The 15,546-nt window shown below is 55.5% G+C and carries 12 protein-coding genes; 6 read left to right on the top strand and 6 right to left on the bottom strand.

All coding sequences use genetic code 11. From position 1 onward, the window contains the following. Positions 1–21 precede the first annotated feature (21 nt). Together AC27VJ_RS05345 and AC27VJ_RS05340 are read right to left on the bottom strand one after the other, a co-directional pair. Positions 22–942 (bottom strand): hypothetical protein, encoded by a 921-nt coding sequence (locus tag AC27VJ_RS05345; RefSeq protein WP_488683091.1) that lies wholly within the window; start codon positions 940–942, stop codon positions 22–24. Continuing rightward, entirely contained in the window at positions 939–1,766 is an 828-nt protein-coding gene (locus AC27VJ_RS05340; protein WP_488683090.1) for a HipA family kinase, read from the bottom strand. The genes AC27VJ_RS05345 and AC27VJ_RS05340 overlap by 4 nt, the downstream gene beginning before the upstream one ends. Positions 1,767–1,945: 179 nt before the next feature. Here AC27VJ_RS05340 and AC27VJ_RS05335 point away from each other — a divergent pair, with 179 nt between their 5' ends. Then, entirely contained in the window at positions 1,946–2,413 is a 468-nt protein-coding gene (locus AC27VJ_RS05335; RefSeq protein WP_488683089.1) for a PRC-barrel domain-containing protein, read from the top strand. A 219-nt stretch (positions 2,414–2,632) separates the two neighbouring features. Here the strand turns inward: AC27VJ_RS05335 and parC are convergent, their stop codons facing one another. After that, the gene (parC, locus tag AC27VJ_RS05330; protein WP_488683088.1) at positions 2,633–4,912 is read right to left on the bottom strand and encodes a DNA topoisomerase IV subunit A; all 2,280 of its coding nucleotides are present in this window, start codon (positions 4,910–4,912) and stop codon (positions 2,633–2,635) included. Between the two features lie 225 nt (positions 4,913–5,137). On the opposite strand from parC, the gene AC27VJ_RS05325 reads away from it, so the two are divergent. After that, a complete protein-coding gene (locus AC27VJ_RS05325; protein ID WP_488683087.1) occupies positions 5,138–6,328 on the top strand; it encodes a hypothetical protein in 1,191 nt (396 codons plus the stop codon). A gap of 61 nt (positions 6,329–6,389) precedes the next feature. On the opposite strand, the gene AC27VJ_RS05320 is transcribed toward AC27VJ_RS05325, so the two are convergent. Together AC27VJ_RS05320 and aspS are read right to left on the bottom strand one after the other, a co-directional pair. After that, entirely contained in the window at positions 6,390–7,508 is a 1,119-nt protein-coding gene (locus AC27VJ_RS05320) for an ankyrin repeat domain-containing protein (protein WP_488683085.1), read from the bottom strand. A 171-nt stretch (positions 7,509–7,679) separates the two neighbouring features. Further along, positions 7,680–9,470 (bottom strand): aspartate--tRNA ligase, encoded by a 1,791-nt coding sequence (aspS, locus tag AC27VJ_RS05315; RefSeq protein WP_488683084.1) that lies wholly within the window; start codon positions 9,468–9,470, stop codon positions 7,680–7,682. Positions 9,471–9,675: 205 nt separating this feature from the next. Between aspS and AC27VJ_RS05310 the strand changes: the two genes are divergently transcribed. From AC27VJ_RS05310 to AC27VJ_RS05295, 4 genes are all read left to right on the top strand, one after another. Beyond that, positions 9,676–10,920: an MFS transporter gene (locus tag AC27VJ_RS05310; RefSeq protein WP_488683083.1), complete on the top strand. Its 1,245-nt coding sequence runs from the start codon at positions 9,676–9,678 to the stop codon at positions 10,918–10,920. 120 nt (positions 10,921–11,040) lie between these two features. Further along, positions 11,041–12,198, top strand: a complete 1,158-nt coding sequence (gene rnd / locus AC27VJ_RS05305; protein ID WP_488683198.1) for a ribonuclease D — start codon at positions 11,041–11,043, stop codon at positions 12,196–12,198. Positions 12,199–12,416: 218 nt separating this feature from the next. After that, positions 12,417–13,442 (top strand): adenylate/guanylate cyclase domain-containing protein, encoded by a 1,026-nt coding sequence (locus AC27VJ_RS05300; protein ID WP_488683082.1) that lies wholly within the window; start codon positions 12,417–12,419, stop codon positions 13,440–13,442. Between the two features lie 94 nt (positions 13,443–13,536). Beyond that, entirely contained in the window at positions 13,537–14,898 is a 1,362-nt protein-coding gene (locus AC27VJ_RS05295; RefSeq protein WP_488683081.1) for an esterase-like activity of phytase family protein, read from the top strand. A 72-nt stretch (positions 14,899–14,970) separates the two neighbouring features. Here AC27VJ_RS05295 and AC27VJ_RS05290 read toward each other — a convergent pair whose 3' ends face one another. After that, positions 14,971–15,486 (bottom strand): GrpB family protein, encoded by a 516-nt coding sequence (locus AC27VJ_RS05290; protein ID WP_488683080.1) that lies wholly within the window; start codon positions 15,484–15,486, stop codon positions 14,971–14,973. Positions 15,487–15,546 lie beyond the last annotated feature (60 nt).

The following is a 15,546-nucleotide window of genomic DNA, read 5'->3' as shown; positions in this document are numbered from 1 at the left end:
CATCTGATAGTGAACAATCCATTAGGCAGCTTCCCTTGTCATCAGATGCTCACCAATTTGCTCGACTGTTTCCATTGGCCTAAACCGTATTTCTTCTTGGTCAGCTTGTTTTTCAAGATCATGAATACTTTCCATGATTTTATCTAACTGTCTTTGACTCACACTGGGATCGTTTGCGGACGGATGTTGCACGATCATCTCATGCTGCCTTGCTAACAGACTTGAATTTTCGTCATCTCTGAAGACTTTCAGGTCCCACATTCTTCTTTTAATTCTGTCTATTGATCCACTGTAATTGCTAGTCGACAAGATACCGAAATTCGCAACAATTTTAGCTCCTGCAAAATCGATAAAAACACCGTGAGCACTTCCTCGTCTTCTGCGAGAATTGGAACGTATTTCGTTGCTAAACGCATTTTTGAGTTTAGGCCGGCGTGCAACGATGTATTCCAGCAATAACTGGCCTAATCTGTCAGATGCTCGATCATTGGCCTGCGAGTCTTCAAAGTCCGAATTTGGTGACGTGACCACTCGCCCATCTTCATGGACGAACAGAGATGACATACTCGCCATCCAAGAGTTAGCAATGTCACGCAAAGACACGCCTTCAACCTCTTGCTGGCTACCGATTTTCAGCCCTGAAACCGCTGGCTCGTAATCAAATAAATTGAGCGACCCGTCGGCCTCGAGAGCGAGGGCGAGTTCATCAAGCGATAGCTCTATTCCAAAGATTGCGCCAGCAGCTTGCTCTCCATAAAAACAGGTTAGCTTATCTAATTTGTTTGCTCGAGCAAGATACGATGAATTTTCATCACAGGCGATCACACCGACTATAAATTGTTCAGAGGAGCCAATAATTGGGTTAAACAACACGGAGGTACGCTTCGCCCGTATAAAACCAGCGTTTGGTTCCGGAAATAGTATGTTGGAGAAGTTTTTCATATCAGTTGTCCCAGCGCGTCAGCAGTCAATCGAGGCACATCAGGAATACGATCATTAAGAAATTTTTTCATGGTTTCAAAATCGTCGTCGCCTATCAAGGCTGGAATATGACTTTTTATACCCACTTCGTGAATATTTATTCTTCGTGCACTGTCACTGATTTTTCCGACAGCTGCCAATAAAACATTGATTTCGTCTTTTGTTAGGAAGGGCGTTACCCACTCCTTAAGTCGATTTTTGAACGTCACAGAGTACTCTAAATCCGCAGCGGTCCAACTTGGCCCCGAAAAACAAAACCCGTGATCAATCATCCAGTAAGTGCCAGCACCAGAGATAAGTAGATTACCCGGGTGGCGATCCGTATTTGCGCTCCAAGTATCGAATTCATACACACCACACAAATCACCCTTTAATAAAAGATCGATGATTCTACGAATCGATGAACCAGAAAATCCATCCTTTTTAACTATGGTGGCGACTGATGGCGCTCCTACATCTACACTGGCAAACAACAAATGACCGTGCTCTGTTGAAGGTGCACATTTTATCTCAAGGTCGCTAAAAGGCGCCAGTGCTATGTACGCGCGAGGTACAGGTAATCCTAACATCCTGGCCAACAATGCTGCGATAACTTCATTCGCCAGTTCGCGTGCGTGTAGGTCTTTGATTATAGCAAATTCCGTACCATGGTCCTCGGTATAAATCTGTCCACGGTAAGTGTCATTAATATTGGCGATACCTGCGTCTTTAAAAGAGATGACCCCTCCCAACACACGAGCGTATCCGATTACCGCCACATCGATTTGATTATCGTTGTCGTTCAACGAGCTTCCCCACATCCCAAATGTTACCCTAGTTCAAACATAACGAGAATTTTCTAAAGAAAAACCCATAAGTTGATATAAGATTGCAGTAATTGAAGTATGTAATACACGGAACCAAACCCACCCCAGCCCGTTCTTCCCCCGGACACCGTGTCCGATACTGAAAGGGAAGAAACATTATGAAAAACAAGGTTTTCGCACTCGCTGCCGCCGCAGTTCTGTCCGCCTCCGCTGTTTATGCGCAGACGTCGACACCGGCTCCAGCCGCCACTGCGGCTTCTGGCGCGGATGCAACATTGTCGGGTCCGGGCATCACCATGGGCACCAAGGCAAATGGCCCTTTGAAGTTCGTCAACGTGCAGAAAACAGACCTCACGGCGTCGCAGCTTGAAGGTCTGGATATCTACAATGCGCAGAACGAAAATATCGGTGAAATCGAAGATGTCGTGATTGGCGATGGCAAGTCGGTGATCGGTCTGGTTGCCAGCGTTGGCGGCTTCCTGGGTATCGACAAGAGCTATGTCGTTCTCGACCCCGCTTCCGTTGCCATCAACAACGATAACGGCACATGGAAGGCCTATGTAGACACAACGAAGGACGCGCTTACGAACGCTCCGAAGCTGGACTACGACAAGCTGGACGATTGATCCATCCAGACAGGCGGCTAATGTCCGTCAGTCTTCAAGCCCACCGACAGTTGGCCAGTCCAATTGTCGGTGGGCTTTTTGTTTGAGCTTTTATGGCAGCGCAGAGCCTATGGAGGATAGTTGCCACGTTGTGCCTTGGGAATGATGTGGCCAAATCCTCGGCATATGGCGAGGACGACGAAGGAGAGAGGTTCGAAGCCCTCCGCCCTCTATGAACGCTTACCCGCCGAACTTACCGCTGCGGGGGAAACCCTTCGGCACAGTGCGTCCGGCTGTTGCGCGGTCGGCCATCCATTCCAGCAGCTCGTCACCCACCTTGGAGAAGGAGCGACCGGCGCTGTCTTCCCATGTGAGGCCCGTTGCCAGTGCAAAGCATTTGACGTCCGAAATACCGCCGTCCTTGTAGCGTTGCAGGCGCACGCCCTTGCCGCGTGACATTTCCGGCACCTGTGCCATCGGGAAGGTCAGCATCTTGCGGTTTTCGCCAACCACGGCAATGTGGTCACCGCTGACAGGCACGACCAGCTTCATCTCATCCGGCATGGAGACGTTCATGATCTGCTTGCCCTTGCGGGTATTAGCGACCATTTCCGTTTCCGCCACAACGAAGCCGTTGCCAGCTGTCGAGACGAGCAGCAGCTTGCGCGATGCGTCATGCACGAAGGCGGTCAGGATGTCCTGATCGTTCTCCATATCCACCATGATGCGCACCGGCTCGCCATGGCCGCGTCCGCCCGGCAGCTTGTCTGCGCCCAGCGTGTAGGCCTTACCGCCTGTCGTCACTAGCAGCAGCTTGTCCGTGGTCTGGGCCGGGAAGGCAAGCTTGGGGCCATCCCCTTCCTTGAAGGTCAGCGCCGAAGTATCGGTCATGTGACCCTTCAGCGCCCTGATCCATCCCTTTTGCGAGATGACGATGGTAACCGGTTCTTTCTCGATCATCGCCTGCTGAATGGCGTCCATATCGGCGGTCGGCGCATCGGCAAACTGCGTGCGGCGCTCGCCCAGCTTGGTGGCCTTGGCGTATTTCTTCTTCGTCTCGCCGATTTCCCAGGCGATGGTCTGCCACTGCTTTTCGGTGGACGCGAGAAGCGATTCGATCTCCGCCTTCTCGCTGCTCAGGCCATCGAATTCCGTGCGGATTTCGATTTCTTCAAGCTTGCGCAAGGCGCGCAGACGCATGTTGAGAATGGCTTCGACCTGAATATCGGTCAGCCCCCACTTCTCCATCATCACAGGCTTCGGCTCATCCTCTTCGCGGATGATGCGAATGACCTCATCAATGTTGAGATAGGCAACCAGCAAGCCGCCCAGAATTTCCAGGCGTCTGTCGATGGCGGCAAGGCGGAAGCGAGAGCGGCGCACCAGCACGTCGCGGCGGTGGTCCAGCCATTCCTTCAACACTTCGTTCAGCGCCATGACCTTGGGAATACGGCCCATGGACAGAACGTTCATGTTGAGCGGAATGCGGCTTTCGAGGTCCGACAGGCGGAAAAGCGATTCCATCAGCAGTGTGGCATCGACGGTGCGGTTTTTCGGCACCAGAACCACGCGAACGTCTTCGGCGGATTCATCGCGCACATCTTCCAGCAGCGGCAGTTTGCGCGCCAGAAGCAGCTCGGCAATCTTTTCGATCAGGCGCGATTTCTGCACCTGATAGGGAATTTCGGTGATGACGATCTGGTAACCGCCACGGCCGAGGTCTTCAACGATCCACTTTGCCCGCACGCGGAAGCCGCCGCGGCCGGTGCGATACGCCTCCAGCATGCTTTCGCGGCTTTCGGTGATGATGCCGCCTGTGGGAAGGTCCGGCCCCTCGATGCCGCCCCGCTCGGGATGCGCCGGGTCGAACATCAGATCCTCGACGGTCGCATCGGGGTTCTTGATCAGCCGCAGCGCCGCATCGCACAGCTCATGGGCGTTGTGCGGCGGAATGCTGGTGGCCATGCCAACAGCGATGCCGGAGGTGCCGTTTGCCAGAAGATTGGGAAACGCGCCGGGCATGACGACCGGCTCTTCGTCTTCCTCGTTATAGGTCGGACGAAAATCGACGGCGTCCTGCTCTATGCCTTCCAGCAGCAGGGCCGCCACTTCGGTCATGCGCGCTTCGGTGTAACGATAGGCCGCGGCGCCATCGCCATCGATGTTGCCGAAGTTGCCCTGGCCGTCCACGATGGGGTAACGCTGCGAGAAATCCTGCGCCAGACGCACCAGCGCATCATAAACCGACTGGTCGCCATGCGGGTGGAACTTACCGATGACGTCACCGACAATACGCGCGCATTTCTTGAAGGCCGAGTTGGGGCGAATGCCCATCTCGCTCATGGCGTGAATGATGCGGCGATGCACGGGCTTGAGGCCGTCGCGCACATCCGGCAGCGCACGGTGCATGATGGTCGATAGCGCATAGGCCAGATAGCGCTCTTCAAGCGCGGCCTTGAGGTCAATCGGCAATACGTTGTCGTCGTCTCCGCCGGACGGAGGAAGAAGATTTTTTCCCATGCTGCTTGACTAGCGGAAATGCCGATTTCCAGCAAGGAATCAGGACTTTTCCGCTGTGGATGACGGTGGCCAAACGTATATTTTTCGTTAATCTTGTTTTTATGCCGCAATTCAGCCATTCGTTACAAACTACGAATGGAATATACGGGTGCTATGCCCCGGATATAAATGCACAAATCCAGTTGTCGATCGCCAGTTTTTCATACCTACGAGGGAAGAGACAGAATGAGACTTCAATCCACCCGGCAGTTTCTGTTTGCCAACGCTGCGGCGTTTGCATTTGCATCACCGGCCTTCGCACTCGACGGCGCAGATGTGCTGAAGAAGATCAACGCGGCCTACAGCGTACAGGGCGCGGCTGTCGAAGCAAAATCGATTGCGGTCGATGGCAGCACGGTCACGCTGAGCGGTGTGACGTTTGGCACAGCAGCCGATCCTTCGCAGAAAATTCCGGTCGGTAATGTTACGCTGGATGGCGTCGAAGAAAACAACGGTGGCTACACCATTGAAAAGATGAGCTTCGACAACATCAAGTTCGCGCAGGAAGGCATCGCCGTCGATGCCAGCGATATCTACATGACCGGAGTGACCGTCCCTGCCGATACCACCACCGGCAAACTGGATTCGATGCTGTTCTACGAAGAGGCCCATAGCGGCCCTGTCACCGTCAAGATGGGTGAGAAGGAAAGCTTCTCGGTTGCGGAAACCACCACGACGATCAGCAAGAGCGAAGATGAAGGCACCGTCAGCTTCGATCTCAACGCCAATGGATTCAAGGCCGATCTCAGCGGCGTGACCGACCCCAAGACCAAGGACGCCATCGACAAGCTGCAGGTGCAGACGCTGACCGGCGACCTGACCATGAATGGTTCCTGGGAACTCGCGCCAGGCACGTTGACGGTCGATGAATATGCCATCGACCTCAAGGATGTCGGCCGCCTCAACATGGCCTTCAGCTTCTCCGGCTATACGCTGAACTTCATCAAGTCCATGCAGGAAGCCGTCAAGGCACAGGCCGCCAACCCCAACAAGGAACAGGCGGATCAGGCAGCGGGTCTCGCCATGCTCGGTCTTGTCCAGCAGCTGAGCTTCATCAGCGCGGAAATCAGCTTCGAAGATGCCAGCATCACCAAGCGCGCCATCGACTATGCGGCTGGCGAACAGAACATGACGGGCGAGCAGCTGTCGCAGACCATCAAGGGCATGGTGCCGTTGATGATGGCGCAGCTGAACGTACCGGAACTGCAAAACGCAGTCTCCGCAGCCGTGAACGCCTATATTGATGATCCCAAGAACTTCACCATCTCTGCCGAACCGGCAAAGCCCGTCCCCTTCCCCATGATCATGGGTGCGGCCATGGGCGCGCCGAACACCATTCCCCAGGTTCTGGGTGTAACGGTTACGGCAAACGAGTAGTTTTGAGCCGTAGATTACTTTAAAGCGAAATCCGCCTGCAGAGCTCGTTGCAGGCGGATGTTTACCTTTGATAGGCCGGTGTTGGAAGCGAAATAGGTTTTGGGTTTAACGTGACCCACTCTACAGCCAGCTCTGACAAGCGCTGCGTATCTCCATATTTGCGCTTAACTTCGCTTATGATTTTCTTGGCTTCCTGCAACTCTTCGTCGGGTAGAGAAGTCGCCGAAGCAAGATGACCCAAAAGCGCGTCTGCCATCATTTTGAAGTCGTGATCCCAATTTATGCCGCCATTACCATCAAGCTCGCGGCTAATACGGCCTGAGATCCTTATGACCTCGCCTTGAACGCTCTTGGCTGACCCACTAGACGGTACCAGTAACTCCCACAACTCCTGATGTTGATCTGGCCAAGTGGTAGAATGCGCAATAATGGGACTGACACCGTCGTGCATAGCACGCCGTGGGACGGGTTGGACGTTGAAAAGAGCGTAGAGCTTATCAAGCGCCGCGCTGGCCGACTCCACGCTATCAGGGTTATAATTCTCGCGGTGAAACTCAAAGTTTTGGCCAATACGCCGAACTTGCGTCTGTAAATCTGACCACCCTTGTTGATCAGGGCTTTTCCGTTTTGGTACCAGACGCGAGAAAAATGTCGCAATCCCTTTCTGTTGGGGCGATTGCGTATTCAGCAAGAGCTCTGAGATATCGACCGTTTTTTGAATGGTAGCGTTGCTGCAATGAGAAAGCGCCCATGCTAGCGGTGTCAGCTTTTGGTAATTGACGCTGTCGACACTGGCTCCATGCTGGATCAAGGTGCCAGCCGCTCGAACGTTTCCAACTCGCGCTGCGTGATGCAAAGGCGTATTGCCCTTGCTGTCCACACTTTGAACATCGGCGCCCAACGCAAGCAAGCCCTCTATCCTACCCTGCCAGTGCCCGGCGCGGGAATGTAGCGGTGTCGCGCCGTGGTTATCGACTGCGGAAATATCTGCTCCCTGCTCGACCAACCATCTTGCAACGTCGTCTGGCAATTCATTGAAGGCCAACGCAGTACGCTTGAAGGCACCGCCGCGTGCATTGACATCGCAGGTCAGGAAAACCGCTTTTATGTCTTCGTGATTTGCATTTTTTAGTAAATCTTGATAATTTTCAGGCAGCCGCTTTTTCTTGGCTTTGGCCATGTTGACGTTCTCCAATAACGATGGAGGCACAACCATAAAGCATCCAGAGGAATTTTAGTTGCAAAAATCCAGTTTCAGATGGGCCTGGATTACGTCTGATAAAAAACAAAGGCGGTAGCCTGAGCCACCGCCTTCGATAAACACACTACCGAGTTGCTCAGAGCAACGCGATTAATCCTTCTTCGGCGTCGGCACGACGCGCAGTGCCAGTTCGCGAAGCTGCGTTGGCGTGGCGGGTGCCGGTGCGTTCATCAGCAGATCCTGTGCCTGCTGGTTCATCGGGAACAGCGTGATTTCGCGCAGGTTCTTCGTGCCTGTCAGCAACATCACCACGCGGTCCACACCAGCGGCCATGCCGCCATGCGGAGGTGCGCCGTACTGGAAGGCGCGGTAGAGGCCACCGAAGCGATCCTCCACGTCCTGCTGGCTCAGACCAACCTTCTCGAACGCCTTGACCATCAGTTCAGGCGACTGGTTACGGATGGAGCCGGAGGCGATTTCGTAGCCGTTGCAGACCATGTCGTACTGGTAGGCCTTGATCGTCAGCGGGTCCTGATTCTCAAGCGCGTCCATTCCGCCCTGCGGCATGGAGAACGGGTTGTGGGCGAAGTCGATCTTCTTTTCTTCTTCGTTGTATTCGAAGAACGGGAAGTCGACGATCCAGCACAGCTCGAAACGGTCGCGGTCAACGAGGTTCAGTTCCTCGCCTGCGCGGGTGCGGGCTTCGCCTGCAAACTTGTAGAACTTGGCAGGATCACCGGCCACGAAGAAGGACGCATCGCCTGCTTCCAGACCAAGCTGGACGCGAAGCGCTTCGGTGCGTTCTTCGCCAATGTTCTTGGCAAGCGGACCGGAGCCGACGACCTTGCCGTCCTCTTCCTTCCAGAAGATGTAGCCGAGGCCAGGCTGGCCCTGGCCTTGAGCCCACGCATTCATGCGGTCGCAGAATGCTCTGGAGCCACCGGTCTTGGCCGGAACAGCCCAGACTTCGACCTTCGGGTTGGACGCGATCATGTTTGCGAAGACCTTGAAGCCGGAACCGGCGAAATGGTCTGTCACGGCCTGCATTTCAATCGGGTTACGCAGGTCCGGCTTGTCGGAACCGTAGGTGCGGATCGAATCGTCATAGGCAATGCGGCGGAAGTTCTGGGTGACAGGCTTGCCTTCGGCAAACTGCTCGAACACGCCGCGAATGACGGGCTCCATGGTTTCCCAGACGTCTTCCTGCGTCACGAAGCTCATTTCGAGGTCGAGCTGGTAGAATTCGCCGGGCAGACGGTCTGCGCGCGGGTCTTCATCACGGAAGCACGGTGCGATCTGGAAGTAACGGTCGAAACCGGCAACCATCAGAAGCTGCTTGTACTGCTGCGGTGCCTGCGGCAGCGCGAAGAACTTGCCTTCGTGGATACGGCTCGGCACGAGGAAGTCGCGTGCACCTTCTGGCGAAGAGGCCGTGAGAATCGGCGTGGAATATTCGGCAAAGCCGATATCGCCCATGCGGCGACGCATATCGGAGATGATCTGCGTGCGCTTGACGATGTTCTTGTGTAGCGTATCGCGGCGCAGGTCGAGGAAGCGGTACTTCAGGCGCACGTCTTCGGGATAATCAGGCTCGCCGAAGACCGGCAGCGGCAATTCCTTGGAAGCGGCCAACACTTCGATTTCCTGCGCGTAAAGCTCGATTTCGCCCGTCGCCATGGTCTTGTTGACCGTGTCTTCCGAACGGGCCTTGACCAGACCGTCGATGCGGATGACCCACTCACCACGAACCACTTCAGCCGTCTTGAAAGCCGGGCTATCCGGGTCTGCTACCACCTGGGTGATGCCATAATGGTCGCGAAGGTCGATGAAGAGAACGCCGCCATGATCTCGTACGCGGTGAACCCAGCCGGAGAGACGGACGGTCTCGCCGACATGCGACTTGCGGAGAGCGGCACAGGTGTGGCTGCGGTAACGATGCATTTTGTTATCCTGAAACATAGCGGCGATCAGCACATGGATCGCATATTCTAAATCGGGCGGAAAAGCGCATGGCCTGCCTGATTTGTCAAGGCAAAGCGCAATATTGTCCCGTATTGCGCCGCCTTTAGGCGTATTTGACGGCAAAGAATCGGTTATCCATGGTGCAGCCTTCTCAAACGCCCTCCAGACACGCGATGTGTGACGCATGAGCCAGTTACGACCTCTTTTTCCGCTGCTGCTGACCGCAGGTATTCTGATCGGCGGAAATGGCCTGCAAGGCACCTTCATTGCGCTGCGCGGATTGTCGGAGGGATTTTCGGCCAGCACCATCGGCCTCATCAGCGCCGGTTACAGTCTGGGCTTTGCGCTTGGATGCGTCAACGTCACGCGCCTTCTTCGGCAGATCGGCCATATCCGTGTCTTCGCCGCCATGGCCGCTATCGCATCCGCTGCTTCCATCACCATGGTTTTGATTACCAATCCGTTCTTCTGGTTTGCGATGCGCTTCATCATCGGCGTAGCCGTCGCGTGTCTCTTCGCCACCATCGAAAGCTGGATCAACGCGCAGGTGACGAATTCCAACCGGGCGCGGACGCTATCCATCTATCGCTTTGTCGATCTGGGATCGGTGACGCTGGCGCAATATGTCATTCCGGCTGTCGGCATCGAGGGGCCTGCAATCTTCTCGCTGATTGCCATGGCGCTGACGCTCTCGCTGGTACCGATCTCGCTTGCGGATAAATCCAACCCCGCGCCGCCGAAGCAGGTGCCGTTCGATCTCTTCGCCGTGTGGCGCATATCGCCGCTGGCGGTCATTGGCTGTATCGCGGTGGGTCTCAGCATGTCGGCCTTCCGCAACATCGGCCCCATCTATGCCGAACAGATCGGCCTCTCCGTCACTTCGATTGCGACCTTCATGAGCGCGGGCATCATCGGAGGCGTCGTGTTGCAATATCCGCTCGGCGTCTATTCCGACCGTTACGACCGCCGCATCATTATCCTCGCCACCACGGCCGGTTCCGTCATCACCGGACTGTTCCTGTCCTTCTTTGCCGGAAGCGATGAACTCAGAAACGTCATCGGCGTGTTCATTTTCGGTGCCTTCGCACTGCCGCTTTATTCGCTCAGCTCCGCCCACGGCAACGACCACGCCAAGGATGGGGAGCATGCCATGATGTCGGCGGGGCTTCTGTTCTTCTGGTCGCTGGGTGCCACGGTGGGACCGCTGCTGGCTTCGGTCTTCATGCAAATTTTCGGCCCAAGAGCGCTGTTTGCCTATACGGCTGCGATACAGATCGTCTTCATGATCTACACGATTTACCGGCTGACCGTGCGGGCTGCGGTGCCGCCGGAAGAGCGAAACTGGCGCTTCCGCGCGCTTTTGCGCACGTCCGCCTATTTCAGCAAGCTGGCGGCCCCTCCACCGTCCGATCAGAATAAAAAAGACTGATAACACTCTCATATACCCTGGAAAGATGGGACAGAGACCCAAGAACAGCCGCCATTGTATTGACATGGGCGCTTCAAAGGGAAAGTAAGTTTGATACTTTCCATGAGCGGCAAAAAAACAATGATAGAGACGACTACAGCACTCGCCGAAGCCTGCAAGGAACTGGCGAAATCCGATTTCATCACCATCGATACGGAATTTCTGCGCGAAACGACTTTCTGGCCTCAGCTGTGTCTGGTTCAAATGGCAAGCCCGACGCTGGAAGTACTGGTCGATCCCCTTGCCAAAGATATCGATCTGACACCGCTGTTCGAGCTGATGGCCGATACCAGTGTCATCAAGGTCTTTCATGCCGCGCGTCAGGACATCGAAATCGTCCACCATCTGGGCGGTCTCATCCCACACCCCATCTTCGATACGCAGGTTGCAGCGATGGTCTGCGGCTTCGGTGACTCGATCTCCTACGATCAGCTCGTGCAGAAGATCAAGAATGTCCAGATCGACAAATCCTCGCGCTTCACCGACTGGAGCCGCCGTCCGCTGACTGAAAAGCAGCTGGATTACGCGCTGGCCGACGTGACCCATCTGCGCGATGTCTATCTGGCGCTGAAAGCCCAGCTGGAACGCGAAGGCCGTTCTTCCTGGCTGAAGGAAGAGATGGACATTCTCGAGTCCGTTGAAACCTACGACATGCATCCTGATGATGCCTGGCTGAGACTGAAATCGCGCCTGCGCAAGCCGACGGAACTCGCCATCCTCAAATTCGTCGCCGCATGGCGGGAGCGTGAAGCACGTTCGCGCAATGTGCCGCGCTCGCGCGTGTTGAAGGACGATGCGATTTTCGAGATTGCCCAGCAGCAGCCGAAAGATGCCGACGCACTGTCGCGCCTGCGCACCATTCCCAAAGGCTGGGAGCGCTCGACCTCCGGCAATGCCATCATCGAAACCGTCAATGCCGCGCTTGCCTTGCCCAAAGCCGATATGCCGCACCCGCCACGCCAGAGCCATTCCCCGGAAGGCAACGGTGCTGCGGTCGAACTTCTCAAGGTTTTGCTGAAGCTGACCGCTGACAAGCACGGCGTCGCCGCCAAGGTCATCGCCAACAGCGACGATCTCGACAAGATTGCCTCCGAAGGCGAGAATGCCGAAGTCCCTGCCCTTTCCGGCTGGCGTCGCGACCTTTTCGGTGAACCGGCCTTGAAGCTGATCCGCGGTGAAGTGGCGCTTCGTTTTGCTGGCAAGAAGGTCGAAGCACTGGAACTGCCGCAACAAGCCTAGCTCTGCCTTAAAGAGCGGGCACCGTAGATCGGCCTTATGATCAACCAGTTGATGCCGTAGACCGTGACCGATGCAAGTCGGCCACAGCTGCGGCCATTGGTCTTACATTACCGAAACATCACTTTTTGACCCGCGCCTTCCACAATAAAGTCGCAACCGGCGGGAATCACGGTGGATCGCGGTGTCCTTATCAACCGCATTGCAAGCAAAGAGCAGACATGAGAAAAATTCTCGCAATGCTGGACTATGTCGTGCTGTTTCTGGCAGTTGCCGGCAGCGGCGTGGCCTATGCATTTCTGGAATATGGTGGCGGGGCGCTGATTGGTGCCACCTATGCCCTGTTTGCCTGCGCACCCATTCTGGCCTTCGAGCGCGGTTACATCATGCCGGGGCTTGCGCGCCGCATCAGCATGCTGCCGACACCGGCCTATATTTCCATCGGTCTCATCGTCTATGCCATTCTGGTCTTTTGCGGTTTCGGTCTCGGTGGCACGATTTTGTGGGCGACCGGCATTTTTCCCGTCAGCTGGCGACGCGCCGTGCATGCGGAAATGCAGACGCTTCTCTTCACACTCGGTGTCTGCGCCATCATCGTCTTCATCATGCGCGTGCGCGAACTTCTGGGCCGCGATATTTTCATCGACCTCATTCTCGGTCGTTACCGCCGCCCGGTCAGTGAGGAGCGCGTCTTCCTCTTCATCGATCTGGTCGGATCGACATCCTTTGCCGAAACCCATGGCGATCTCAGAGCGCAGGAATATCTGGGCGAGTTGTTTTCGACCTATGCCGGGCCCGTGCGGCGCCATGGCGGGGTGATCGATGACTATATCGGTGACGCGGCTATCATCACATGGCCCTACCATCAGGCCATTCGCCGTGCTGCCTGCATCAACTGTGTCTTCGATATTCTGACGACAATAGAAAACAACCGTGCCGAATGGCTGTCCCGCTTCGGCACCGTGCCGAAGCTGCGCTTTGCCATCCACGGCGGGCCGGTCATCACGGCGGAAATCGGGGTCGATCACCACAAGATCACCTATTTCGGCGATACGGTAAACACCACCGCCCGGCTGGAATCGCTGAGCAAAATGCTCGGCCATCCCGTTCTCATTTCGTCAGATCTGGCCCATCAGCTGCTGTTGCCGAAGGGTGTGAAAAGCGAATATCTGGGCGAACATGCCGTGAAGGGTCGCGGGCAGACGCTCGGCGTCTGCGCACTCAGCCGCCAGCCAGCTGCGGTCTGAAAAGATTTCATCAAACCGTCAACGCTACATTACGCCCCTGTCATGAAGTCTGCCTAACGGTCCTGCGTTACAGATGCAAACCGACAGGTGTTTCATGAAAAAGACCCTCCTCGCCTCCGCCGCAATTCTTGCCCTCGGCACCATTTCAGCTTTTGCCGCGGAAAAGGAGTTTCCCGCAAAGCTCGTTTCTCAGGCTGTGCTTCCCGCAAACACCATCATTCCAGCACCATCAGACGCACCGGAACACCTCAAGACGTCCGCCAAGTTCACGACTGCGGATCGCAAGCGGGCCGAAGGCCTCGGCACCGTTCCCGGCAAGGATGGCGTCCGCATGACGGGTCTTTCCATGCCTTTCGCAGGTCAGGCCATGCAGGGCTTTTCCGGCATCAAGACCATGGAAGACGGCACGTTCTGGAGCCTTTCCGACAATGGTTTCGGCTCGAAGACCAATTCCAGCGACTCGATGCTGATGCTGCACCACCTGAAGTTCGAGTGGGATGCAGGCAAGGTCAACGCGCTTGAAACCGTATTCCTGTCCGACCCGGACAAGAAGGCACCCTTCCCCATCGTCATGGAAGGTTCCGACAAGCGCTATCTGACCGGCGCAGATTTCGACGTCGAATCCATCCAGCCGGTTGCTGACGGTTTCTGGGTTGGCGAAGAATTCGGCCCTTATATCCTGAAATTCACCCGTGACGGCAAGTTGACCGATGTGGTCGCAACAAAGGCTGGCGAGATCGACGTCAAGTCGCCTGACCATCCGGCTCTGACACTGCCCGGCAACCCGACGCAGAAACTGCCTGCCTTCAACCTGAAGCGTTCCGGCGGCTATGAAGGCCTGGCAATGTCCAAGGATGGCTCCAAGCTTTACGGTCTTCTGGAAGGCCCGCTCTATAATGCCGAAGGTCAGGTCGAAAAGACCGAAGACGGCGCAACCGGCCTGCGCATCATCGAACTCGATGTCGCCTCCAAGAGTTGGACGGACCGCACATGGCTCTACCCGCTGGCGGAAACCGGCGAAGCCATTGGTGACTTCAACATGCTGGATGACAGCACCGCTCTGGTCATCGAGCGCGACAATGGCGCCGGAACCGCCGACAAGGCCTGCGCCGACCCGAAGAAGCCGGAAGCCAACTGCTTTGCGGTTCCCGCCAAGTTGAAGCGCATCTACAAGATCGAATTCAACGACGCCAATGTCGGCAAAGCCGCCCGCAAGATCGGCTACATCGACCTGATGAAGATTGCGGACCCCGACAAGAAGGCAAAGCAGGGCAACGATAATGGCGTCTACACGATGCCTTTCGTCACCATCGAAAATGTCGATCGCGTCGATGCCACGCATATCATCGTCGGCAACGACAACAACCTGCCCTTCTCCGCAGGCCGCGCACTGGACAAGGCAGACGACAATGAATTCGTTCTGCTTGAGGTGAAGGACCTGCTGGACGCGAAGTAAGGCAAGCTGCCTTTCGTATTCGAAAGGAACGCCCGGTTTTTGGCCGGGCGTTCTTCTGCATCATGATGCCGGTTACAATTGCTGCCGAGCGAAGGGTTTTGGCCCGATCAAGGCGTCGATAAAGGGCGCTTTCTGCGCAAGGTATTCGCCAATACCTTCCCGGTTGCTGGCTTCGAGCTGAAGCTTCAACTCCTGATATTGCTGACGAACATCAGGATCATTCCTCAAAAGATCGCGGAAGCGTAGCATTCGAGCAATCTGCCAGTGACCGCTGACACAAACATGCACCTTATGTGTGCGAACCCCATGCACGTCACGTCGGTAAAAATGGTGATCGTCTGAGAGGTTTTTTCCACGCACATAACCCAGGTTTTGCATGGCTGCATCACAGGCGGATTGATTTCGGTGCTCTGAAACTTCCACCAACAAATCGATCTCAGGTTTTGCGGCCAAGCCCGGAACAGCCGTGCTGCCTACATGATAAATCTCGACCAGTTCATCGCCAAAGCTATGCGTGACGCGCTCTTTTTCGACAGCGAAAAGACCAATCCAATTGCTATCATAGGCGACAATCTTACTGGTGAGCACCAAAGGCCTTCCCCCTACTTCGAGATCAGTAGCAAAAAGCCCATTAGCACGTGAACTTCG

It is taken from the genome of Agrobacterium sp. 20P9.1.2, assembly GCF_057799395.1.
This window is presented reverse-complemented; position numbering and strand designations above follow the sequence as displayed.

What these genes read in the sequence shown, in the direction of transcription:
- AC27VJ_RS05295 (WP_488683081.1), top strand. Translation starts at nt 13,537, where the DNA reads ATGAAAAAGACCCTCCTCGCCTCCGCCGCAATTCTTGCCCTCGGCACC.
- AC27VJ_RS05310 (WP_488683083.1), top strand. Translation starts at nt 9,676, where the DNA reads ATGAGCCAGTTACGACCTCTTTTTCCGCTGCTGCTGACCGCAGGTATT.
- AC27VJ_RS05325 (WP_488683087.1), top strand. Translation starts at nt 5,138, where the DNA reads ATGAGACTTCAATCCACCCGGCAGTTTCTGTTTGCCAACGCTGCGGCG.
- AC27VJ_RS05345 (WP_488683091.1), bottom strand. Translation starts at nt 942, where the DNA reads ATGAAAAACTTCTCCAACATACTATTTCCGGAACCAAACGCTGGTTTT.
- aspS (WP_488683084.1), bottom strand. Translation starts at nt 9,470, where the DNA reads ATGCATCGTTACCGCAGCCACACCTGTGCCGCTCTCCGCAAGTCGCAT.
- rnd (WP_488683198.1), top strand. Translation starts at nt 11,041, where the DNA reads ATGATAGAGACGACTACAGCACTCGCCGAAGCCTGCAAGGAACTGGCG.
- AC27VJ_RS05320 (WP_488683085.1), bottom strand. Translation starts at nt 7,508, where the DNA reads ATGGCCAAAGCCAAGAAAAAGCGGCTGCCTGAAAATTATCAAGATTTA.
- AC27VJ_RS05335 (WP_488683089.1), top strand. Translation starts at nt 1,946, where the DNA reads ATGAAAAACAAGGTTTTCGCACTCGCTGCCGCCGCAGTTCTGTCCGCC.
- parC (WP_488683088.1), bottom strand. Translation starts at nt 4,912, where the DNA reads ATGGGAAAAAATCTTCTTCCTCCGTCCGGCGGAGACGACGACAACGTA.
- AC27VJ_RS05300 (WP_488683082.1), top strand. Translation starts at nt 12,417, where the DNA reads ATGAGAAAAATTCTCGCAATGCTGGACTATGTCGTGCTGTTTCTGGCA.